Genomic DNA, 24782 nt, shown 5'->3' on the forward strand with positions numbered 1-24782 from the left:
CGGTACGCTAATGGTGTATGAGATGTGGCCCTTATTGTAAAAGCGCATTCGCTAATGGTTGAATCTGCAAGTCATCATTATCTACTTGTTCTGCAGCACTAAAAAAACCTGCTCTATTTAGCTGCCGGGCAGAAGGGATTTCTATATCCATTTCATCGTTAAGAGCGTCATCCTTTTTAGTGCGTTTTTTCGCTTGTGACAAATTTTGGGGGTTAAGTAGTTGTTCATCCTTTTCTCCTTCGTTATGAGAACGTTTTCCATAAACGCGTTCTTTGGAGTGCATGCTTTTTAACACAAGTTTTGCCGCTTTTAACAAATCATTAAAAGTTGGCTCTGGCGATAATCGATTAATTTTAGCTTCTTCTCGTTGAGCAAGATAGGCTTTGATTAAGCATTTCGCTTTTTTTTCAGGCACTCCTTTCTGAGATAAAATAGCAAGCATTTCCGTAAGGTTATAAGTAGGTAAACGGCATTTAAGCAGTCGTCGTTGCAGTGCTTTACTTTGCTGATTTGCACTTAGATCTTGGCTTATGGTTTTTTGTAAGACAATTAATCTAAACCCTGGCTTTGCTGCTAGTTCACCTTCTGGGGTTCTTCCCATTAGTAGGGCATTTAATAAGCTTTCTTGTAAGGATGGCTCACCCTTTATTATGACCACAGCTCCCTCATGAAAGGCGTTACGTAGAATTTCTTCACGTCGTCCCAGTGATACATTAGAAGGTAAAACATAATAAGTAGGTTGGTCTGAAATCTCTTTTTTCTTACGTTTCTTAATGTACCCCAAGCTTTTCAGTGTATTTATGACCAGGGAAGTGCCTCCTTCTTCGGCTTCGAGAATAAAACCGCCTAGAGAGCCTGTGCTGCACGTACTAAGCTTTCTGGTGTTGAGAAAGTCTGAAAGGAGTTGATGCGCTTCACGCCGTGACGAGGTGATCAAAAAACGATCATTATTCAGCGTATGAATCGGGTTACTAACTTGCAGTTGAGTCTCAAAATGTTCTTTAAATTGAGGATAAAGATAATTAGGGATGAGGTATTTTCCTAAAGAAAAGGCATAACTTGCAGCGATTTGCTTTGTTTCGTGCATAGGGTTTTGTAATTTATTAATGAGTGTGAATAAGGCCATTGTCTTTATTTCGCGTGGAGACATTAAGACTTCATTTAATGAATGTTCACAAATATATTGGTACACAGCCAGAATTTCCTTAGCGATTTCCTGACTTTCGCCCTCAATTATCGTTCCTGTAAAGACAGGTTTTATTATTTTTTCATAAATAAAACTTTGCGATAAGGGCTCAAATTGCAAGGCAGATCCATGACGGCTAAATAAGCTCGCTAATTGTCTACCGGCGCCATAATTCAGAGGATTACCCGCAAAAATAACTTTATGATCTTTGCTAAGTAGATGATAGGTTCCATTGTATAAGATCGCTGCGGGCTCATTAAATAATCCTTCAAAGATGGACCATTGACTTGGATCTAAATTGGCCTCATCAAGAAAAAGTATTTTTTGCCCTGGACGACAATCATTTATCCACGAAGAAATATTATTTCGGTTCTCATGAATAAAATAACCTTTATCTTTTAATATTTGGGTAACAAAGGTGGTTTTTCCTACGCCGGTCAAACCAGTAAAAAAGACAAAAGGGGAATATTTTATTGCGGCCTCAAAAGCATCAATTCGTTTTTGTATGAATGCTTGCGCGTGCTCGGCGCTATTGGCATAGTCCAAGGCGGGTAATCGTATTCCCCCAATAATGCCGTGCATTCCCTGCCAGGCTAAGTCGCTATTTAATTGTTCTATTAAATTAAACTCAGTTTTGGATTGAGCTAGGTTGAATTCGCGGCGGGCATAATTAAGGCAGGCGATAAGTTGAGCTACTGATTTTTGCGCAAAAACCTCACTGCTAAATGAAAATAATTCATTTTCTTTATAGTGGCGACGCAAGTATTTGTATTTTAATTTATTATTAAGCGCAACCTTTTTTATAGGGAAACAGGAAAAGTGTTTACTATCTTCAGTAACGAGACTAACAGAATTATCTGGAAGCTCGTTTTCAAGAAAATAGGCTGTTAACGCATCAGCGAGAAGGGATGAAAACTGGCCTTTTAAAATAATTTTTATGCCCGAAGCAATTGATGTCGGTATAAACGTGTCGCGCTCTTCAAAACTAAAGCCACCTCCATCTTTTTTTATTTCTCCATTACGTTGTTTTAAAAGATCGGCACTATTGCATTCAGTGATATCGAGAACTCGATAATTTTGTTCTGATATAAGTAACGCAATAAAAAGATCCGTGTCGGGTGTTTCGTAAATATTCAACCAAGGGAGTAGGGGTTTAATCGCAGGATTTGGAGGCGCTTCAATTTTTAAAAAAGGCCTCATTGCCTCAGGCAGTTCAATACCTTTAGCCAAATCACAATGAAGTTGAATCTGGTTTTGTTGGCATTCGTTTAAGAAAAGGGTCCATTCTTCTAAGGTTAAAGTTCCTGTAATTGATAGTTCCAGAACGCTATTATGGGCTGCTTTTAGAATACCTGGCTCTGTTTTGATGTTTTGATTACTAATAGTATAACGAATAAAAAAATCATCGTAGGTAGCTCGATTTAGCACTTTTTTGCCTGCATGCAAACCATGTGACACAGAAATACCTTGAGTTAAGTATTCCCAGTCATAACCATCCTGTCGCACAAGAGAGAAATATTCTGGAAGAATAAGTGACTCTCCTTCGAGAGCTATTCGGTGGTGAATTAATGCTTGTCGCCAAAATAAGACAAAATCCTTATCTTCCCAAGGGCCATTTCTTATTTCTAATGGTCGTTGTGTTTGCCAACATTCTCTAATCTTCTCCTTGAGGCTTCCTTCCTTAAACGTAAGTTCGACGCCGGAAATTTCCCAACCGCCTAAAAGATAGCGGTGCCAATCAGGCCGTTTATAAAGATTAAGTACGATGGTTTCTGATGTTTCTTCTGCAACTAATTGAGGGGTAAGAGGGGGTAAGTTTTCGTTTAATACGTGTAGAGAAAAGTTAGACTGTTCCCGAATATCAAAATAACCATGGAAATCTGCGCCATTGTAATGATTGGCATTACGAGGATTTACTAATCCAATTAGAAGAATATTTTTTTGTTTTCTTTCTAAAATGGCGATACTCATTAGTAAATCTTGGAGCGAAAATTCATCATAATTAATAACGATAAGCGCGGTTTCTTCCTGATTCTTTGCGATAAAATTAGCCAGAGCGCCTCCAGATTTCTGCTTTAATGTTCCTTTAGATCCTTCGCGTTGAATCGAGACAGAAGATTCAACAAGATCATCTGGATTATTAATAAATAAAACAGGGCGACTTGTGGTTTGACAAAAGCGTTCTAACTGTAAGGCCATACTCGTCATTTCATCGGTGGCATTTAAGCTAATCAAACCATTTTTCTGATTTGATGCGTAAATTCGTTGAATTAATTGTTGGCAATAATGGGGAACAGATGTTATTTCACTGTTTGGTGTTACTCTGGTATTAAAATAAGATTTATATAAAAAAAGTGAGGGTTCTTCTACGTCTTCCTTTTCTATCGATGGTTCTTTATGAAATTGTGGTTCAATGAGTTTAATTTCTGATTCATAACCCCCTAAATCATATATATGCCATTTCCCCTGTGTTTTTATCTCAACAAAGGCATGAAGTTTATTGTATACAATTCGCATTTCGACGTCTGGAGGTAATATACCTGCTTGTTCTATCCTCCTCATTAAATCCCAGAAAGCAATCACCCTATGGCGGCAAGCTCCCACTTTGTAGTGAAGTATGGCATTTAAGTAGTCACGTCCCGTCCAATCGCGTCGATCAACGGTGCTTGGTAACGCACCCTCATCATAGGATAAAATAACTTTACGTGCAGTAGCCAGTACGGATGATTGAGGCTGCATTACCGGTTGCGGCAACTGGGGAATCCAAAGGAGGAATTCAAAAATAACGGGTTGGATCTGTTTATTTTTCGAGCGGATAAAATATTGATTTCGTTTTTCGGAATAGGCTAGTTCTATCTCTAAATCTACGGAGAGAGAATAACATTGTAATTTTTCCTCAGGAGAGAGGGAAGGAAGTGCCTGCCATTCAGAGTTTAAAACGAGGCAATCCTGCGCATAAACATATTCTCCAATATTTTTTGGAGGTCGTAGCTCTTGGTTTACTCTATTTTTTAAATTAGCAATTTTGGTGGGATAACAAGGTATTAGATCATCAGGTTTAATTTCAATCAATTCAAATGGATTATTTTGAGTACATCGTTGGGAGGAAATAATAACTTGATCGAAGATGTTCTCTCGATAATAGAGGGTTTCATTCTTAAGTGATTCGCCATTTAAGTTATAAAAAATAACATTAACAGTGTAATTGGTGTTCTTATTTACGGTATCAGCATCCACCGTAGTTTTTTTATCCGCATCATAGTGCTCGGGCTCACTCAGTTCGAGTAATTCATAGGGATGCAATAGAGTCATCACTTCTTTGTCATTTTGAAGTGCGGTGGATCCTCCTAAATCAACCATTTTCAGATTAGGTGATGCATCCAGTAATAATTTCAGCAAATTAGTTGGAAAAACCATTAGGGATAACTGGATTAACTTTAAAGAATCTAACCCATAGATAGTTCCATTGATTGGCTTAGGCTTATCGCAAAAGGTTGTTTTGGCCAATAAAAGCTGTTCTATCTTCGGGAACGAATTGATTAAAATCGCAAAGTCGTTTTTATCTAAAAAAGTTGTGGATATTAGTGTGAGCGTAGTTAGTTTTGCTAATTGAGCGTTTCTTTCGGCCAGCCGTTTTGCATGGAGTTTTTCAAACTTTATATTAGCAAATTGTTCTAATTCCAGATATTCTAATTGAGGTAAGTACGCCAATGAATCCAGTAAATCAGTATAAAAATCTTGCGTTAGCACATTGTGTTTCTTAGGACCTTTGAAATATAATTTTTTTAAATTAGTTGCCCTTTTTAACAAAGTGAAAATGTTTATTTCATCTGTAAACGTAAATGCAAATTCGTTGAGTTGATTTATATTCTTTTCTAAAAAAGCCTCCATACCTTTACTGAAAAAAACAAACTGCTTTAAAACTATTTCTGCCAAATGAGGTGTTTCTGGTGGTAGTGAAGAAAAGTCGGCAGTCTTTCCTTCCAGAACTAAGCGTTGCAATTGTGGGGCATTATCAACAAATTTGTTAAGGTTCTTAACATCACTTAATAACTCCAAAGTAAGCAAAGAAGGTAGGTTTAAAATGTCATTATTATTATCATACATTACCAAGGAGTTTCTTAAGGAAATAAAGTTCAGCTTTTTATTATTGAAAATGTTATAAATGGCCTTGTTTTCGACGATAGGACTTTTATTTTGTAATGTAAAATCTTTTAGGCTAGTGAATTGGTAACGAACCCAAGGCGTCTTCCCCGTTAATTCAACGTTTCTTAATTGCAATATTTTTAAATTATCCGCAAATTTTAATAAGCCATCCAGACTGGCTTGGGGAATGGTCATGTTTTCAATTAATAAATATTCTAGGTTCCGCGGGCTATATTCCTCCGAGGTATCCTGCGTTAACACATGATCGTCATTATTTATGTATAAATAATGCAATTGCGATGCACTTGCTTTAAGTAAGGTACCGATGTTGTGTATACTTATATCGGGTCCATCAAGCGTTAATTTTCTTATCTTGGGAAGTCTAGGTGTTTGAGTAAAATCCGCATCCATGCCACCGCAATTAAAGATAATTAATTGTTCAAGTTGCGTATCAAAATGTAGAAGCAGATCTTCAATAAATTTTGTATCATAATATGTCGAATTCTTAAAGTGTAAGGAGGTTAACAAAGGCAGTGCTATGGGGGTTGGGGGATGAAAATCCTCTAGATTACACTGTAGTATTTTGAGAGTATGTAGTTGAGGGCATTGGTTCAAAATCCACGTGAGTTGCTCTTCATTAAATCCCGCTATTTCAAGAACTTCCACTTTTTTTAAATCACGTTGACTGAGTTTTATTCCCCCGCATGCCAATGTCTTATCGTTCATTAAATCTTCGATTTCATTACCATCTAGGTGAAGATATGTTATGTTAATAATCCGTGTTGCTTCAGGAAAAAGTTGTTGGATCTTAAGTAAATAAGGATGGAAACTGTCAAACTCATCGATAATAAAGTGCGTATAAGGTATTTTTTCAATATACTTTAAAACAGTTTGATTTTTACTCGATAAAAAACTACCTTTCGATTCGTCATATGAACTCCATAAGTAATCACGCAATTTAAGTTGCCGTTCAGTTGATTTTAGAGCAGTAGGAGCGGTGATCTTTTGAAAAAGATAAGTAACCCAGTAATCATCAAGGACAAGAATCTGATTTTTATTAACACTTAGCTGGAGTGCCGCTTCCTTTCTTATTTCCTCTTCTTTTTTAGCTTCCATATTATTGAGCATACTAAATTCATAAATAGAAAAACTTTCTAAATCTAAACGATAGGCTCTTTGATCCTTCCATACATAAACGGTAAAACCATCCTGAAGTAATTGTTTAAGAATCGTTACATAGATGGGAACTAAGTCTTCTCGTTGACTATTCATTCTCCAGTCATTAAGAATGAGTATTTTTTCTTTATTTTCTAGTGGAGCAACACCTTGCCAACACGGTTTTCCCTGCATCAATTGTTGAATATTAATAGTACCGGAAGGAACATGCGTATAATTTGCACGCTTACTTTGAATCTGATAATAAAAATTAGGAGGGTTTTTCACGGATCAATATGTTCCTTTATGTGTTAAATTGATCATATGTTATTCTTTGTGTCTCGATTTGGGAATGTCCTATTTTTGAAAGTGATTTTTTCTAAAATAGAAATTATGGATATGAACTTAAATGGTGAATATAGATCCTGTAACTATCCTGATTGATAGAAAATTCAAAAGTAAAAAGGATGAATTTTGTGCAATAAGCAAAGCGGTTCTTGGCAATGAATTGATGACTGATTGAATTCCTTTCGGCCAGTGGTTGTTTTAAACGAGTTTCATATGTCTATTCTGTGGCGATTTTTTCAAAAAAATAATAGAGCTTTCCTGTTAGGGAATGCGAATTTTTTTTGGAGCGCGAGTTGAGTGGTGTAATTCATCAGTTGTCTGGAGGACAGTTTGAAGAGTAAAAAGGACAGTCGGATAGTGTTTTTACATAGAATACAGTCCAGTGGATTGTTTCCAGAGAGTTGTTTTACCCCAAAAGCTCAGGAGTTCTGATTGGGATTGGGGTGATGGTTAAATAAAGCTGAGACGGCAGGTAACAATCGAGTACGTGAACGATTATAAAAACTCTCGCTTTGAGTCCGTTGTTTTGGCCCGTTGATTGAGAATGTTCCCCACAAGTGCGGGTAATTGATCAGCAGATGGCGGTTTAGCAGGAATAAATCACTTAAGGCTTTGGGCATGGTTAATGTGATGTGCTGCCACGGGCAGGGTGGAAGCAGTTCTTTATTCTTTTGCAGGCAGTTGTCTGTAGCAATTTTTCCACAGGGACTACAGCCTCGGTCTTTACAACTGAAGTGGACTCGCTTTTCATGCGTACACGAGGGATTCGAGCCATGATAATGCGCATGGCCGCGCTTGTAATGACGGCAACTTAGTATTTTATTGATGCTGTAATCCACGCTCTCTCTGATTTCACCAGACTCTGAATAAAACTGACGGTAGCGGTACCAGTTTTCATCTTTGAGCAGTAGCTTTTTCAGGGTAAGGTGCTTACAAATAATGGATTATAATACAAGCTCTTAGTGTAGCACGGAACACGACAAGTCGCTGACACAGTCGGTCTGTGCACCTACGGCGCCTTGTTGGGGAAGGGAGTCCATTTTATTACATTAAGCCATTCGTGCATTGAACGATACGAAATTTTCGTTGAGTAAACATCTATTATGACCTAATATTTTACACTTTGATTTTTGGATTACATCGATGAGATTAACTAGACAGCAAAACAAAAATACTGGAAACCAAGTTGCTCCTTTCAATTCATTAATAATGCGAATGGAACGGTGCAATTTAAAAGCAGATGCTGATAAACGCACTTACATTTTCTACAGCAAACAGTTAAAAGACAAAGGCCTGGATGAGGTCACCTCGTTATTGACTGAGATGCTGGATAAGCATATTTTCCCTGATAGGGTAATTCTAAATCAACTCATTAAACGCCTGTCTCAACTGCATCAACCTCAGTACTCTTTGCTGGTGCATAAGATGGCTGTAACCAAAGGCTTAGCTGATGCCATTACCTACAACAGCACCATCGATGCGATTGCCAAGAGTAAGGAGCCGGATGCGCAGCGTGCGGTGCAGTTACTGCAGGAAGCCAAGAAGGCAAGCTTGGCTGATGCCATTACCTACGCCAGCACCATAGAGGCGATTACCAAGAGTAAGGAGCCGGATGCGCAGCGTGCGGTGCAGTTACTGCAGGAAGCCAAGAAGGCAAAGTTGGCCAATGCCATTACCTACAACAGCACCATCGATGCGATTGCCAAGAGTAAGAAGCCGGATGCCGAGCGGGCGGTGCAGTTACTGCAGGAAGCCAAGAAGGTACACTTGGCCAATGCCATTACTTACAACAGTACCATCGATGCGATTGCCAAGAGTAAGGAGCCGGATGCCGAGCAAGCGGTGCAGTTATTGCAGGAAGCCAAGAAGGCAAACTTGGCCAATGCCATTACCTACAACAGTACCATCGATGCGATTGCCAAGAGTAAGGAGCCGGATGCCGAGCGGGCGGTGCAGTTACTGCAGGAAGCCAAGAAGGCAAACTTGGCCAATGCCATTACCTACAACAGTACCTTAGATGCGATTGCCAAGAGTAAGGAGCCGGATGCCGAGCGGGCGGTGCAGTTACTGCAGGAAGCCAAGAAGGCAAACTTGGCTGATACCATTACCTACGCCAGTACCTTAGATGCGATTGCCAAGAGCAAGGAGCCGGATGCGCAGCGTGCGGTGCAGTTACTGCAGGAAGCCAAGCAGGCAAACTTGGCCAATGCCATTACCTACAACAGTACCTTAGATGCGATTGCCAAGAGCAAGGAGCCGGATACCGAGCGGGCGGTGCAGTTACTGCAGGAAGCCAAGAAGGCAAACTTGGCTGATGCCATTACCTACGCCAGTACCTTAGATGCGATTGCCAAGAGTAAGGAGCCGGATGCCGAGCAAGCGGTGCAGTTACTGCAGGAAGCCAAGAAGGCACACTGGGCTGATGCCATTACCTACAACAGCACCTTAGATGCGATTGCCAAGAGTAAGCAGCCGGATGCCGAGCGGGCGGTGCAGTTACTGCAGGAAGCCAAGAAGGCAAACTTGGCTGATGCCATTACCTACGCCAGCACCATCGATGCGATTGCCAAGAGTAAGCAGCCGGATGCCGAACTGGCAGAAGCCTTGATTAATGAGGCCATAGAGCAATTTAATCTGGATGATATGAAGAATGGGGTAAGATTAGACTTGCATGGAATGTCATTTGGTATGGTCTATTTCGGACTCAAAAGTCGTGTGCAGCAGGAGATGAAGGCAACGGACTCTATTTCAGCGCTTACTTTAATCTATGGGAAAGGGCTGCATAGTAGTTGTTCAGGGGAAGAGATTCATCCGGTCAAACAGGCCGTATTGCGCGTGGTCGATGAACTCTCAGACCAAGGGGTTTCTGGTCAAGAAAATAGAACTAATCAGGGGGTATTTGAGCTGTCTATTCAACCCCGCCAGGTTCAATCCAATACCTTCAATCCCAACCATTTTTTTTCTCCAGGACTCAATCCGCATTCCAAACCCTTTGTATTTAAATCCCTGGGTGGTACACAACCTCGGTTTTAGGCATCTCCCTGGAGTAATACTGCAAGAGCCCGGAGCTCGGGCTCTCTTTTTTCTTTACTTCACCTGCGACTGCCGTCATGCTTTCGCGTCTTTTTTAACTATCCGGGGTTTCGGCCAGCAATTTACCATTTTGGCGGGTCTAGAGCCAACTCTATGAATCCAAACATTTTTTATTCAGACTAAAAATTACGATTTATTCAAAAACAACCCACGTTTAGCCTAAAAATTAGTCGCATAATAGGTTGTATGTGAATAAATAAGAGGTTTTCTCTTGTATTATGTGAAACAACTAGCCTAATTAACGCAGGGGTTGATTATCCGCTTAATACATACAGTTAGGTTACGATTAAGCCTGAGTAGTTAATATCAGTATCTCTTTTTTATGGGCAAAATAAAGTCATTTGTTATTCACATAATATGCCACCGGCTAAAATGGTAACTTGCTGCCCGAAACCCCGAGTAGAATACAAGCGCTTAGTGTAGCACGGAACACGACAAGTCGCCGACACAGTCGGCCTGTGCCCTATGGCGCCTTGATCAAACCTCTTTAAGGCCTCTATTACGTGGCCTTAAAGAAAAAATTGAAGATTAAAAAATTATAGCTCGAGCACAACGCACGTAGCGGTAGGACGTGCTCCCCTTATAAGTGTAGCTCTGAACGCTAGTACCAGGGTTGAAAATATGAACCCACGCATTGTATCTTGGATCGCCTGAATACTCGGTAGAACTCCAGTAGGCATAGCCACTTTTAAAATCACCAAAACCAAGCTTAAACAAGTTGGTATCAATATTGGCCAATCCGCTAGCGGCACAAGTTGAGTTAATATTTCCCATTTGACAGATAGCAGGTAGATACCACGTACCAAGTAATACAGAACCACTATTATCGGAGGTTATTTCATAACAAAGACCAGCCGCATAATCTGTGTAGGATGTCCCGTACAGTGCCTCAAGTTGACTCGAGTTACAGGAGCCATCCGTTGCACTATTACAAGCATTTGGAGGATTCGTCGATGTTTCGGTTATATTAAGTATATCAAAATTCGTGCTCCAGGCTGGAGATGCCGATACATCACTGCTTGCCACAACAAGAGCCGTATTACCCGTTATAGACCATACCAAATAGTCGTTCAGAGTAAATGCAAGCGCTGTTTTAGTCGATGAACTGATATTATCCCCCGTAATTGTAATATTTCCTTGAGCAACATAAGGAGTAGTTGAAGTAAATTGTAGTGTGCATGTGCCATTATTTGGCGCTATAGTGACACATCCGCTAGCGTCTTGTGTTACGCCAGTCCAGCCGCCAGGCAATACGGCATGGACATTATACGCGGCATAGGTTCCACCAGTGTTCGTTACAGTGATAGTACCGTTTCCAGCGTTAACAGGAATCGTTCCTCTTGCGCTTACTGTTAAGGTCGTGTTATTGGTAACACAGTTCACCGCAACATTAGTTACATCAGAACTGCTCATAGTGCCATTACCATTAGTGATAGTACAGGTTTGTCCAGTGGGTTGTGTTCCTACAGTTACATGGTATGTGCTGCCTTCAGCTATGGGGGTTGAAAAGGTAAAGTAACCGTTCGTACTAAGCGAGGTAGAATTAACATTATTGTTTAATAAAACCACTGTACCAGTAAGCCCTGTAATTGTAGCGCTTACCATATGGGTATGTGTAGAGCAAGTCACCGTAACATTGATTATATTAGCGCTACTTATAGTGCCCGAACCGGAGGCTACGGTACAAGTTTGACTTCCAGGTTGTGTTCCGATCGTCACATCGTAGGTGCTGCCTTCGGCTAAAGGAGTTGAAAAGGTAAACGAACCATTCGTACTCATCGAAGCTGGATCTGCGCCATTGTTTAATAAGGTCACTGTCCCTGTAAGACCTGTGATTGTACCGCCAACCGTATAGGTATTTATAGAACAGGTCACCGTAACACCGGTCACATTAGCGCCACTCATAGTACCTGAGCCAGAGATTACGGTACAAGTTTGATTTAGGGGTTGTGTTCCGATCGTCACATCGTAGGTGCTGCCCACAGCTATGGGGGTTGAAAAGGTAAACGAACCGTCCGTACTCATCGAGATTGTATTCGTGCCATTATTTAACAAGGTTACCGTCCCTGTAAGACCTGTGATTGTACCGCCAACCGTATAGGTATTTGTAGAACAGGCCACCGTAACATCGGTCACATTAGCGCCACTCATAGTACCTGAGCCCGAGACTACGGTACAAGTTTGATTTAGGGGTTGTGTTCCGATCGTCACATTGTAGGTGCTGCCCACAGCTATGGGGGTTGAAAAGGCAAACGAACCGTCCGTACTCATCGAGATTGTATTCGTGCCATTATTTAACAAGGTTACCGTCCCTGTAAGACCTGTGATTGTACCGCCAACCGTATAGGTATTTGTAGAACAGGCCACCGTAACATCGGTCACATTAGCGCCACTCATAGTACCTGAGCCCGAGACTACGGTACAAGTCTGATTTAGGGGTTGTGTTCCGATCGTCACATCGTAGGTGCTGCCCACAGCTATGGGGGTTGAAAAGGCAAACGAACCGTCCGTACTCATCGAGATTGTATTCGTGCCATTATTTAACAAGGTTACCGTCCCTGTAAGACCTGTGATTGTACCGCCAACCGTATAGGTATTTGTAGAACAGGTCACCGTAACATCGGTCACATTAGCGCCATTCATAGTCCCTGAGCCCGAGACTACGGTACAAGTCTGATTTAGGGGTTGTGTTCTGATCGTCACATCGTAGTTGCTGCCCACAGCTATGGGGGTTGAAAAGGCAAACGAACCGTCCGTACTCATCGAGATTGTATTCGTGCCATTATTTAACAAGGTTACCGTACCGGTAAGACCTGTGACCGTACCGCTTACTGTGTATTCTGCCACCCCTTGGGTTATGTCCAGGTTATTTTCGTGGCTGGGTTGGTAACACATCAAACGACTACCTTGTTCACATACTATGGGACCAGCTACTACATGATCTTGCAAAGTATTTCCTATAATTTGTAAACTCAAAATACATGATTGCTGAGAACCTAAAATAAATGGATTAGGACAATTTTCGGAGGTAGTTATTTGGCGAATACCCGTTATAGGCTGCATCATCAGAGTATGCGTTTTTTTTGAGCGGTTCGTCACTTGATATTTGATGATTTTAACCCCATTAGCTGGAACAGAAATATGGTTCTCTGTTAACGGAGTAAACGTGATCAAATGAGATCCCGCGTGGGCGATAGTTAATACTAGAAAAGAGAGTATAGCCGCAACTGTTTTTCTTACCGAAAATAATTTCTTCATTGATATCCATATATAATTTAAGTGAAATTGAACAAAATATCATTTGTGTAGTGACGGTTCAAGGTATGCTCCCTTCAATGGGTGCATTTTTAGGGCGCTTAATCCTCCAAGGTATACGCTGGTCTTGTAATTCGAACAACTTACGCTGACCAGCGAAAGAAATTTAAAAACATCTACTCAGAAAATGGTTTCATTCTATTCTGATATCTTTCTTCTGCTTCTATTTCTAATTTTTCCAAAGAATCTCGATTTTTAAACCAAGAAAACCATCCTGTTCTCGGAGCACTAACCACGTTATCTCTCAGTTTCTGATTAGCTGCATCAATAATTTTGATATTGTCATTATCAGAGCATCCATTAATAAAAGAAAAAATGTGAAAGTATATATCTACTGGAATTTTTCCTTCTCTAACTAATTGCTGCCCTTGAAAGGCCCAGACATTTGCGGCTGTTGATATATAGCCTTTTGCTTGTTCCAAATTGAGGTTATTTTCTCTCATCAGTTGATTTAGCTTTTCTGCCCTCTTCATTAGTTGAGGGAAGTGCTGAAGCATATACTCTTCTATAATTTGCTTTCTTTCTTTTTCACTGTGAGTAGATTGCTTTAAATTCAATAAATCCATAATATATTGTTCTGCAATACACTTTCTTAGTTCTTGAGCATGGGTAAAACTCATCAGAGGTAACAGATTCGCTTCATTAATATACCCTCCTAGTCCATAGCTCGCTGCAGCCCAATCTGCATAGCGGGCAGCCCCTTTTTGAGACAAGAGCTCATTGACCTCTTTTATGTACCCTCCTTTCGCATAACTTGATAGAGCACACTCTGGAGCGGCTCCTTGGTTGATGAGTTGGTTGACCGGGATACTATGTCCTCCTTGTGCATAGGCGAAAACCAGATCGTTATTACTTATGGACTGGCGCACTTGAGCCATGAGTTGCTTAACCTGAAGGCTGTGTCCACCTTTCGCATAGCCGTTTAGAGCACACGCTAGGGGCTCTCTTTGCGCCATCAGTTGGTTAACTTCATGCACATGTCCACCCATCGCATATCCTGCCAATGCGTCATTTTTATCAAGGATTTCTGTGTCCAGTTCTTTGACTTCGTGCACACGCCCACTTATCGCATAGCCTTCTATGGCGTAATTCTTATTCGCTCCCTCCGCAATCAGTTGGTTGACCACCTGCACATGTCCACCTATAGCAAACCCCATGGTAGTGTTACCTCTACTAGCTCCTTGCGCGATGAGCTGTTTGGCTTCATGAACATGACCGCCTATCCCAAAGCCTTCTGCGGCATAATCTTTGTTCACACCTTGTGCAATTAATTGATTAACCTCGTGGACATAACCTCCTATCGCAAAGCCTTTTGCAGCGTGATTTTTACTAGCTCCTTGCGCAATCAGTTGATTAGCCATACGGATATGACCTCCCATTGCATATCCCTGTACAGCATAATTTATGCTCAAATTAAACCGTTTTAACAAAAACTCAACTGCTTCGATGTTGTTTTCCTTAGCCAGTAACATCACCGCATTCTCTGCACAGTAAAAGGCCCCCAGAGAAAAACCTTCGTTTTCCAGATGAGCTAACTCAATTTCATCCTTGCTCTTAGCGAGTTGATAAACCAGATGAACCAGAGATTCGGGAGAAAGTTCTTTCATATTTAATCCTTACGAGGTTTTAGCTCGTCTATTTTGATACTTAAAGAAACATAATTATTCACATTAAGTTAATTTTGGTCAACCGGGGGTTAATTTACAGCAACGAGATATATGCGATCTTCGGGTACATTATGAGTTATATTTGTTCTGTAGGTGGTTAATTTGTACGGATATTTGTTTAAATTTCTAATTAGGAAAGATCTATTTTCCAAAATATGAACTTATGGTTACAGCGGCTCTGTTACAAAAAAGAACTTATTTATACTTTAATCTACTAGATTTCTAAAATGGACTATTCCGATGCGCTCGACCAAACCTATAGCCTTTAAATGGCGTTATTTTCAAGGCGAATTGATCCTGCAATGTGTTCGTTGGTATTGTAAATACGGAATTAGCTATAGAGATTTGGAGGAGATGATGGCGGAGCGTGGATTAGCCGTAGATCATACAACCCTGTACCGCTGGGTTCAGCGTTATGTCCCGGAATTAAAAAAGCGACTTGAATGGCATAAGAAGCGTTATTCTCGACGTTGGCATTTGGATGAAACGTACATCAAGATAAAAAGGCGAATGGAAGGACCTGTATCGTGCCGTTGATGAACGAGGCAATACTATTGATTTTTATCTATCGCATCGACGTAATGCCATTGCTGCCAAACGATTTCTTAAGAAGCTAAAAAAGGGTAATCTAACTTGTGATATTGGAGTGATTAATACGGATAAAAATCCAGCCTATGGTCAAGCGATTGAAGAGTTAAAACAGGAAGATACACTTGCTGAATACGTTCAGCACTTACAAATTAAATACCGTAATAATCTCCTGGAAGCAGATCATGGAAAGCTTAAGCGCCTTATTAACCCAGCCAGGGGATTTCAGTCCATGAAAACTGCCTATACAACGATTAAAGGTTTTATGGGCTGTTGACAATTCGTCTTAGCCTACGTCCCGCGGTTTACCCGCGTGATCCAAGTACTGATGAACATAGCTAAAGTGCTTAGTTATTAGTCAGATCGATTATGGATTCGCGCACAAGTCCCGGGACGTAAGCGGTGGGATGAATTGTCAACTGCTCCAAATATTTAAAGAATATTTTTTTATTTCAGGATAAAAATGTACTGAGATACCTGGCAATTATTAATTTGCCAGGTAAAAATACTTATTAACTAATAAACAGCGGTTAATTAATCATCCCCACCACTCACTGACAAGATCTGCGAAGATCCTATGATGGGTACATTGGAGATAAACCAATCTTCACCGCCATTCAAGCTATAATAACCTATCCCCTGGACTGGAACAGTGTTCAAGCCAACAGCAGTGCAATATTGCTGAGAGGTATCACAAAATATATCAATAAGCCTTTTGTTATTAGGTGATGGCAGAGTTTTCTGTAGCCAATTTTGGCCCAAATCAATTGATTTTAAAACGACACCAACATCAACAAGACTTGTACCTACAGAAATACAATTTACTAAATCAGCGGTACAACTAACACCCAATAGATTTCCTGCTATTGGTGGGAGGCTTGAGGGAGTCCAAATATTATTGATATAAGAGGCCGCATAGATCCCATAGCCAACAACAATACTATCTAAACCCGTGCTTTTGTTAACTGAAATATCATAAAATAAAGTTCCTCCTGGTGGGGTTGAACCGGCCGGTACCCAAGTTACACCACTATTACTGGAATTATAAATTACCCCCCCTCCCACCGCAGTACAGTTAGTCACTGTTGCATCACATGAAAGACCGTCTCTAAGATAAAAAGGAGGAGTACCAGGGATGGGATCAGAAAGAGCCCAGGTAACACCGCCATCACTTGTAGTATTAGCGAATCCTTGCGTCTGCCCACCTAATATGGTTGTTCCTGTGGCAACGCATTTATTTGCAGTATTATCACAATAGATTTTATCGAATGCTCCTGAAGTAGCACCTAAGGGATTCTGCCCCGATACCTGCGGAGACCAGCTTTGCCCACCATCAATCGTTGTGTAGGATATAGGTTGTGATCCAGAGGAAATATTATACCCTACAGCAATACACTTTAATCCCGTGCTACCACAACTAATACCAAGCAAATTGGCATCTACTAGTGATACAGGTTGATTAGGCGATAGAATCCAGTTTGCCCCATTATCAATGGAGTAATAACTGACCAGGTTGGAACCAGCAATGCCTACAGCAACCCTCCTGCGGAGAGGCTCTACATTAATAGGGATAGTTACCAGATTTGAATTGCTACCCTGAATCAGTATATTCTCATTAGTTATCGCTGCTGTAGCTGAAAAATCTAAAGTACAGCTGCTATTCACAGCCAAAGTACCCCCGACAACACAGGTCGAACTCGGATTAATATTCAAATTAGCAGGTAGGGTGACTTGTAAATCATTTAAATTAACCGTAGCTGATTGATTGGTTACTGTAACCACGCCTGTGGTATTAATCACAAAAGTTAAGCTAGCAGGATTAACACTAATAGTAGTCAATAGAATAGGACTAGTTCCGCGCTTAATTTGTAATTGATTGGACAAGGAGGGCTGATAACATTGATTAGGATTACCTTCCTCGCATAAGATAGGCCCTGAATAAAGCCCTGCAGCAGGAATTAAACTACCATTAATAGTCAAGATTAAACTACAGGTGCTGCCTTTTCCTACTAAATAACAAGGTGAAGCACTTACGCCTGGAGTAGCGGTTAACACTAGTTTTTTAGTCTTGGTGGATTGATTAGTAACCGTATATTGAACTGTGGCTGTTTGCCCATTGTCAACCAGAACCAACGCAGGGTTAGGCGCTGAAAAGGTCCAGACGGGTGTTGCCGCGTGGGCAAGAGCACTACTTAATATAATACTAAATCCCAAAGATGCAGAACTTAATACCGAAACCTTATTCATGATGATATCCCTAGACGGTGAATACTGCCGTTGAAAAATTTCAAATTTAGCATAACGTATATAGGGATATATTTCTAATGGATCCGGTTCGTTTCGGACTACCATAGCGTTTTCGATATTTTTTATGTTGATGTCGCAAATGCTGGTATAGCTTACCACCTTGTCTTTTATTAGCTAAATCTAGGGGTCAAGTCTTTTGATAATTGCATTTAACTTTAACTCTAGATGTTCTGCTAATGTATCTTTAATTGAAGAAAAACTAAGAAGTTCGCCCGATGAAGATTATTTATGGCCTCCATTAAGTAATCCCTGCTCCGAGGTATGCCAGACCTTGCAACATCAACATACCCCAAATCTTGATTTAATATTTCGTTGAGCCGAATTGACTCACCTGCACTTCCCTAAGTGAGATGCTGGAAAGAACACATTAAACTTGTGCTTGTGCAGAATTATTGGAATTCTCTAGCGGAGTATAGACATCTTTGGAAAACTCACTGGGAATCCAGCCGGTCAGCAGTGTGCCACGATATAGAAGTTGGCACAAAAAGACCGCTTTGCATAGGTCATTACTGTCATAGGATGAGCATTGGGCACTTTCAAATAGCATGGTAATAGCAAGAGCCATTTGAGCCGCAGAAATACCTGCTTGGAGTAAGTGCATTGTTTTTTCTGATAGATGTGTATCTGAACGGAAGAATGAATATGTTGAAATAGCCACTTGCGCTAATTTTGTGGGGATCATTGCTGCTGGGGTAAATGCCTCTAAACTCGAGCTGATTACTTCTGTGGCTGCATTGCTTCGTTGAGCATTGCGATGTCCTGTCGATGAGGAAAACGGGGCGCGTGTGTTGAATGTGTTCCTTATAGTAGTGAGAGCATTATTAAAAAATCCAGGCATAGAATATCCTTATAATTCAATCAAGAGAAAATTCAAAATCTAATAAAAAATAGCATGGAATAAACTTAATTGATAGGCATTGACGCTGAAATGCGTGCGGGTTAGTTGGCTCTGTTGCAAAAGGAATTAGTTTAAAATAAAAAAAATAATCCTCACTGATGTATTAAAAACCTAGAGAAAAGATTTAAATCAGGGCCTGTTAGGTCACTTTTAAAAAGTCAGTTTTGATGTCATCGTTTCTTCTTGCTCAGAGGATTGTCCTAGACCTGAAAAAACAAAAAGGTCATGTAAGGAAGCCATAGGCAGGACAATTAATCCAACTATTAAATCAATAGGAAAACTTAACAACATAAGTGCACTTGCTGCAGCATAGAACGGAACTTTTAAAACAATATTGTTAGGGGCTAATTCAGATTCACTCCAATGCTTTACATCATTAAGTTTAGAATAGTTTGGGAGAAGGAAACCCCAAACAGCAATCGTCGGTAGCCGAGTAAAAAACCAAGCTGTTGAGAACCAATACCCATCTTTATTATCTTTTGAGGCTGCCATTATATTTTCGTAACTACGATCTGAGTAGTGCCATTGTAGTCCAATGTGATTCAATATGCAACAATTGATAAATGCATCTGGTGGAGGTAATTTTTGCCCTCTGGCTTGGAGCTTTCTGAAAAAGGGGTATGTCAATATTTAGCTTCCATAAGTAACAAAACCCCAAATCGCCTCTCGGTTGATCTTGTCGATTCTCTCTCCAGAAGAACCAATCCATATCATATAAACCCGAAATGAGAAAAATCGGACATTAATATAAAATAAAAAAACAGGGTGCTTGTACGATATAATTTGATTGAAATTTAGTCACAGCACTTTTTTACAAAGATCCTGCTCAGGGCGAGTTGGATATGGTATTCGGGGTTTTCAATAATAAAATTTTTGACTTCATTGGGGGCTGCTATGAGAAATACGCACATCCATTTGAAGTAAGTCTTATTGATGTAGGATAGGTATTGCTGAATACCCCTGCATACATCCTACTTCAAGGCGTTAAAACTAAAGCTAAGGGATAGCTTCTTTAATTAAAGATAGAGCGCAATACGGATGAGCAAATAAGACAGGTAGCTTAATGGGTACGAAAAGATGGTTCCTAATGTCTATAGCTGGTACTCACTCGGTTACGCCCGGCTGTCTTGGCTGCATAAAGCGCACTGTCAGCAGCACTAATAATTTCGTCTCCAGTTCGGCCATCTTCAGGGAAGGATGCAACGCCGAAAGAGGCTGTAACTGGGATAGCTGAGCTGCCGTAAAGTATGGGAGCGGCTGCTATGGTGCTTCGCAATTCTTCAGCCCGCTTAATTGCGAGAGGTTTCTCTACTTTCGGTAATAACAGGAGAAATTCTTCGCCACCATAGCGGCAATAGATGTCGCCTTGGCGAGCATGTTGCCTCAGAAGATTGCCAAAAACCCGTAATACTTCATCACCGGCAAGATGGCCAAAGTGGTCATTCACCATCTTGAAATGATCCAGATCACCCATGATTATACTAATAGGATAATTATTATGTTCAGATAGGAATAGCTCTCGATCTAATGTTTCTTCAAGATAACGACGGTTATAAAGACCAGTCAGAGCATCATGTATTGATTGGTCAAGCAATATTTTTTGTAATGCCTGCAATTCATGTTCAGCACGGATGCGTTCGGTTACATCCATAATTAATCCAATAAGTGCGGGTTTGTCATTGATTTCCATGACGCTACTATGAACCTCGACATCAATGACTTCGCCATTTTTCCGTAAGCCATGAAATAGGTAAACAACTCGCTTTACTTCGCCAGAAAGTCGTTTTCGGATATTCTCGGCGATGAGAGGTCTATCCTTTTGGTCGATGATATCGAGTGGCCCTAATTCCCGAATTTCTTCTGCACTATAACCAAAAATTTCATTAAATTTGGCATTTGAATAACTGAATTTCCCATTCTCAATGATTACAATACCTACTAGAGACTGGCTCACCAAACTGTGGAATTTCTTTTCTGATTCACTTAAAGCACGAGTTATTTTTTCATTTTCGCGTAATGCTTGTTCTAGTTCTGCTGTACGGATACGTACTTGTTCTTCTAATATAATGGCCGTCTGGAACAGACTGAAATCAGAACTTTGAACACTGGTGCTACGCTCCGCACGATCCATCAAGGCCTGTATTATCTTGTTAAGACGAATGATTTCACTCTTTAACTCCTCTTCGCTGGGGCTGGAGTTTGGTAGCTCTGTATCAAGCATTATCCATCTCCTTCGCATTTGAGCCAATCGCAATTCCAACGAGAGTCTGATTAACATGCACGCCTCGGAATTGTTCCCCATAAGTGTTAAAACCAATGGTGTTGTTTTGGTGAAAAATTTCTCTAATACGATCTATATTTTCAGGAGAAACTTCTATCTTGCGTAGAATACAATCCCAGCCGAGAACAAGTTGGGGTGGACCAATTTCAGCACGAAGTTGGGCGAAATTTTCCTCCAGGTTATTTACTAGATTCACTCCTTTAGCTACTCGCAGGACCAATCCATTCTCAATGGCGCAGAAAAAAGTTAAGCTGCCATCAGCATTGGCTTTTTGGATAGAACGCACGTAGTTGGTGCCGTCGATCATGACGACAATAGGTGAGGCAGCGAATCGCATCGAATCAAGAGTATGCACATCAATACCGAGTATTCGTGCATATTCTTGGGCCGCGGGTAGGCCATTAATTTCCTTAACCCTACGGTGGGCGGTATCCGCTTCTGTGACAACCAATCTTGTGTCAGTGGCAATAAAATGCTGTGTTTTAAATATTTTAAACGGTAATTTAGTAGTAACCAAAGTCACAATAGCACTGTCTGAATGAAAACGTCCCTGGAAATACACATAGGTAGAATTGAAGTTAAGGTTATCACCAGCCGAACCCCCAACTAGAGGAATTTTTCCCAGTTCACTTTGCAATATCCGTGTGACAGGTTCTTCACGTTTTGATAAGCCATCAATTAACAAAAAGGCAAAGCTGTTTTGAATGTCCGTTTCTCGTTCCAGACGTTGAAAGAGCTCTTGGGTAAAGTGCTGGCATTTAGAAATTTGTAATTGTTGTAAGTTAGTAAGAAGGCCGGCTACAGCCTTAAAATCAGTGGCTGAAAAGCTAACTCCTGTCAGGCTGTGATCTAGATACCCGGCAGGACCAATTTCTCCTGCTGTAGTACAACCTACAACTTGTATGCCTGTAAATAAACGTTTCATTTCATCTGCCAAGGCATCCAGATCATATTCGCTTGAGCAAAAGAAAACTACTAATTCCATGTTTGGCTGTTTTACGGTTTCGTAAAATTCACGTACAGCCTCGCGCGCATTAGTCAGGCAAGATTGAGCTAGACGTATGGAAGAGTTATTCTCCATCGTTTTCTCCTAATTCGTTCCATTGAATAACTTATTTATTTATAAAGTATAGATGGATTAAGTTACAGTGGGTATTTAGAGAAGACCCTCTTTTGCTTTATGTTATTAAACTCACCTTAAACGAGCAAGCTGAAAATATCATAAATTTCAATAGAGACTTAAGGATTGGTCACACGACGGTTTCTCGATGGGTTCAGCATTATGCTCCTGAGTTAAAGAAAACATCTTGATTGGTACAAAAGATGTTACCCTGATGTTTGTGACTCATACCCAAAGCCGCTGAAATTTAGGTTAAATTACAGAAAAGGGTTAAATGCGAAGGGGTACCCATTTTTCCTTAGGTAAACAAATCTTTTTAAATAAGACACAATATTTATCTTTGCCTCATATGCACTGGCCCTATATGTTTTCCAGTAGGCCATAGACTCGTTATCATTAAGATGTCTACAATTAACTGATCCTAAATATGAGTTTTTATAATTAACTAGATTAACTCCCGCTTTATAATTGAGTGTTGTTTTTGTAGATTAAGGTATAACTTATGTAATAAATTTTTTGCAATATATATAACGGGGACAACTCAAATGAAAATGGAAATAAATGTTGTTCTAGGGGGAATTCTTCTTGGAGTTGCTGCCGGAATAATGCTATTGGTTCGAGGTAAGATACTTGGTTGTAGTGGCATACTCTTTCGTTCATGGGATTTAACGGCGTCTCGACCTAATATAGATAATATTTTGTTTATTATGGGATTATTTTTGAGTGGCTTGCTCTTTAATTTCATTCAGGTTGTTCCAAATCCGGTAATTATTTTTAAAACGAATTCTTGGCTTCTATTTTTTGGGGGTATATTGGTTGGCGGTGGTGCTTATCTTGCCAATGGCTGTACCAGTGGACATGGTCTGTGTGGAGTATCACTCTTACGCAAACGATCGATCACTGCGGTTAGTATATTCTTTCCTGTTGCAATAATCACAGCCTGGCTAATACATTAAGGTCATTATAAGTATGAAATCTCTAATCTCATTGATTGCTGGTTTGATATTCGGTTTAGGTTTAATTTTAACGGGTATGTATAGCCCTGATATTATTATTTCCGGTCTTAAAATTGGCGCCGATACATTCAAGATGAATTTATACGTCACTTTTTTTACAGCATTATTAGTTACATTTCTTTTATTTCAGTTGCGTAAATTGTTAGTCAAACCATTATTAAACAAGTGCTATGAATTACCTACTAAACAAAAAATTGACTGGCAACTTATTTTGGGTGCAATGGCTTTTGGTGTAGGCTGGGGAATTACTGGAATTTGTCCAGGTCCTAATATTGTTGGTCTTGGAGTTTTTTCCTGGCCAATCTACTGGGTAAATTTCGCGGGAATAATTATTGGTTTTTTACTTATGTATTTTTATCTAAATCGATCTAACAGAAAGCTCTTCTGAAATTTTCTTAACCTTAGTGATCCACCTCACATAGGCCAAGGTTATATAAGGATATGTGTATAAATTGGGCTCTGTTGCAAAACAGGTTTTAAACGAGGGGGGGTTACTTAATTACCCATAAAAAACAAAACAAATTTAAAAAATTACAGTTTATAGTTAATTAAGAACTTAACATTGAGTAATTAAGTAGCGCCTATAGTTTGATTACAATCAAATTCATTTCCTGTTTTAACAATGACATATATGATATGTGCATTTTTATTAGCTAAGGCCACAGCTGCTTTATTAATACTAGGGTATCTCGTTTGTTCGCCAACATTTACTATAAGGGCTTTCTATTTTATACTTCGCTCGTAACCTCTCTAAGTAAAGCTCCATTGATAATTTCCCCATAGTTTACCACGCGAATTATTAGATAAAACAAACAGGCCCCTCCGTTTATCTGCTACTGTTTCTACGGTTCGAGATTATTATTACTCTAATGAAGCAATGATGACTAATGAAATTATGGCTTATGAGCAAGCAGTTAAGTATGATGGGGATGATCTCATGAAAGGAATTCAGTTGCCGCTGTTTGATTTTATATAGTCGAACCAAACGAAATGTTTAAGAAAGGACACTTCACTATTTGGGGAGCTTGTACTGAGGCATCGTTTATCAATGAAAAGTTCAGTCTGTACATGTACCGTTGAGAGCTTCCCTAAATTTAATAATCGGGAAAGTGAATCTTTTTTGCAAAAGAGCCTGTAAAGAATCCAGCAGTACAAGACTTTGAACCCTAGGGTTAAGGTGGGGTGCAAACGTGTCAGATCAGGCTTCCCACGATTAACGTGATATAGCACAACACTTACAACAGAACGCACTCCTTAAAAAGCTTATCGGTTCAAACATATTGTACTGCTGGTTAGAGTAAGTATAGCACTTGAAACATACTAATAAATTTCAGGAACTATTTTTATTCAGCAAATCATTTAAAACATAAATTTTTTGCGAGTTGGACTTGGGAATGTATAGGAAAAACCACCCAGCCTATTGTAAAAGCTGAAAAATTTTACTCAAATAATTTATGCAAAGTCAGCCTAAGATATGAGCAAAGACGCGGCATTGCCTCGATGAGACGGATAAAATAAATAGTATTGCTTTACAGAGCTCTCGTTTAGCACGAAAACATGGCAAGTCGCCGATTTTGGCGGTCCCAGCGCCATTGGCGCTTTGATTTTTCAAACGTATAATTTTTTAGAAATATATCGAATATTTGAGTGTCATGAGCACAC

At 40.0% G+C, this 24782-nt stretch carries 11 protein-coding genes and 3 pseudogenes; 4 read left to right on the plus strand and 10 right to left on the minus strand.

The genetic code is table 11. The annotated features are described in order from the left end of the window. Positions 1-31: 31 nt before the first annotated feature. Together E1P08_RS13770 and E1P08_RS17890 are read right to left on the minus strand one after the other, a co-directional pair. On the minus strand, positions 32-6775 hold the full coding sequence (locus E1P08_RS13770; protein WP_133137595.1) for a P-loop NTPase family protein: 6744 nt from the start codon (positions 6773-6775) through the stop codon (positions 32-34). Positions 6776-7322: 547 nt separating this feature from the next. Further along, positions 7323-7773 (minus strand): annotated as a pseudogene (locus tag E1P08_RS17890) (transposase zinc-binding domain-containing protein); the annotation flags it as partial. Positions 7774-7978: 205 nt separating this feature from the next. On the opposite strand from E1P08_RS17890, the gene E1P08_RS13780 reads away from it, so the two are divergent. After that, positions 7979-9868, plus strand: a complete 1890-nt coding sequence (locus tag E1P08_RS13780; RefSeq protein WP_133137597.1) for a hypothetical protein — start codon at positions 7979-7981, stop codon at positions 9866-9868. A 588-nt stretch (positions 9869-10456) separates the two neighbouring features. On the opposite strand, the gene E1P08_RS13785 is transcribed toward E1P08_RS13780, so the two are convergent. Both E1P08_RS13785 and E1P08_RS13790 read right to left on the minus strand, forming a co-directional pair. Further along, entirely contained in the window at positions 10457-13186 is a 2730-nt protein-coding gene (locus E1P08_RS13785) for a beta strand repeat-containing protein (RefSeq protein ID WP_133137598.1), read from the minus strand. Between the two features lie 173 nt (positions 13187-13359). Then, positions 13360-14850 carry an ankyrin repeat domain-containing protein gene (locus E1P08_RS13790; protein ID WP_133137599.1) on the minus strand — a complete coding sequence of 497 codons (1491 nt, stop codon included), beginning with the start codon at positions 14848-14850 and terminating at the stop codon, positions 13360-13362. A gap of 300 nt (positions 14851-15150) precedes the next feature. Between E1P08_RS13790 and E1P08_RS13795 the strand changes: the two are divergent. Then, positions 15151-15775, plus strand: a pseudogene (locus E1P08_RS13795) (IS6 family transposase). 257 nt (positions 15776-16032) lie between these two features. Here E1P08_RS13795 and E1P08_RS13800 read toward each other — a convergent pair. The 6 genes and pseudogenes from E1P08_RS13800 to nosP form a co-directional block, all read right to left on the minus strand. Further along, positions 16033-17745 carry a WD40/YVTN/BNR-like repeat-containing protein gene (locus tag E1P08_RS13800; RefSeq protein ID WP_133137600.1) on the minus strand — a complete coding sequence of 571 codons (1713 nt, stop codon included), beginning with the start codon at positions 17743-17745 and terminating at the stop codon, positions 16033-16035. Between the two features lie 70 nt (positions 17746-17815). After that, positions 17816-17920 (minus strand): annotated as a pseudogene (locus E1P08_RS17775) (IS30 family transposase); the annotation flags it as partial. Between the two features lie 252 nt (positions 17921-18172). Next, the gene (locus E1P08_RS13805; protein ID WP_133137601.1) at positions 18173-18643 is read right to left on the minus strand and encodes a hypothetical protein; all 471 of its coding nucleotides are present in this window, start codon (positions 18641-18643) and stop codon (positions 18173-18175) included. A 210-nt stretch (positions 18644-18853) separates the two neighbouring features. After that, a complete protein-coding gene (locus E1P08_RS13810; RefSeq protein ID WP_133137602.1) occupies positions 18854-19195 on the minus strand; it encodes a hypothetical protein in 342 nt (113 codons plus the stop codon). A 592-nt stretch (positions 19196-19787) separates the two neighbouring features. Beyond that, positions 19788-20924 (minus strand): sensor domain-containing diguanylate cyclase, encoded by a 1137-nt coding sequence (locus E1P08_RS13815; protein ID WP_165485192.1) that lies wholly within the window; start codon positions 20922-20924, stop codon positions 19788-19790. After that, entirely contained in the window at positions 20917-22065 is a 1149-nt protein-coding gene (gene nosP, locus E1P08_RS13820; protein ID WP_133137604.1) for a nitric oxide-sensing protein NosP, read from the minus strand. The genes E1P08_RS13815 and nosP overlap by 8 nt, the downstream gene beginning before the upstream one ends. A gap of 584 nt (positions 22066-22649) precedes the next feature. Here nosP and E1P08_RS13825 point away from each other — a divergent pair. Beyond that, entirely contained in the window at positions 22650-23060 is a 411-nt protein-coding gene (locus E1P08_RS13825; RefSeq protein WP_133137605.1) for a YeeE/YedE family protein, read from the plus strand. A 13-nt stretch (positions 23061-23073) separates the two neighbouring features. Then, positions 23074-23508: a DUF6691 family protein gene (locus E1P08_RS13830; protein WP_133137606.1), complete on the plus strand. Its 435-nt coding sequence runs from the start codon at positions 23074-23076 to the stop codon at positions 23506-23508. The last annotated feature ends 1274 nt before the right edge of the window (positions 23509-24782 follow it).

Source organism: Legionella rowbothamii (assembly GCF_900639985.1).
GTDB lineage: Bacteria > Pseudomonadota > Gammaproteobacteria > Legionellales > Legionellaceae > Legionella > Legionella rowbothamii.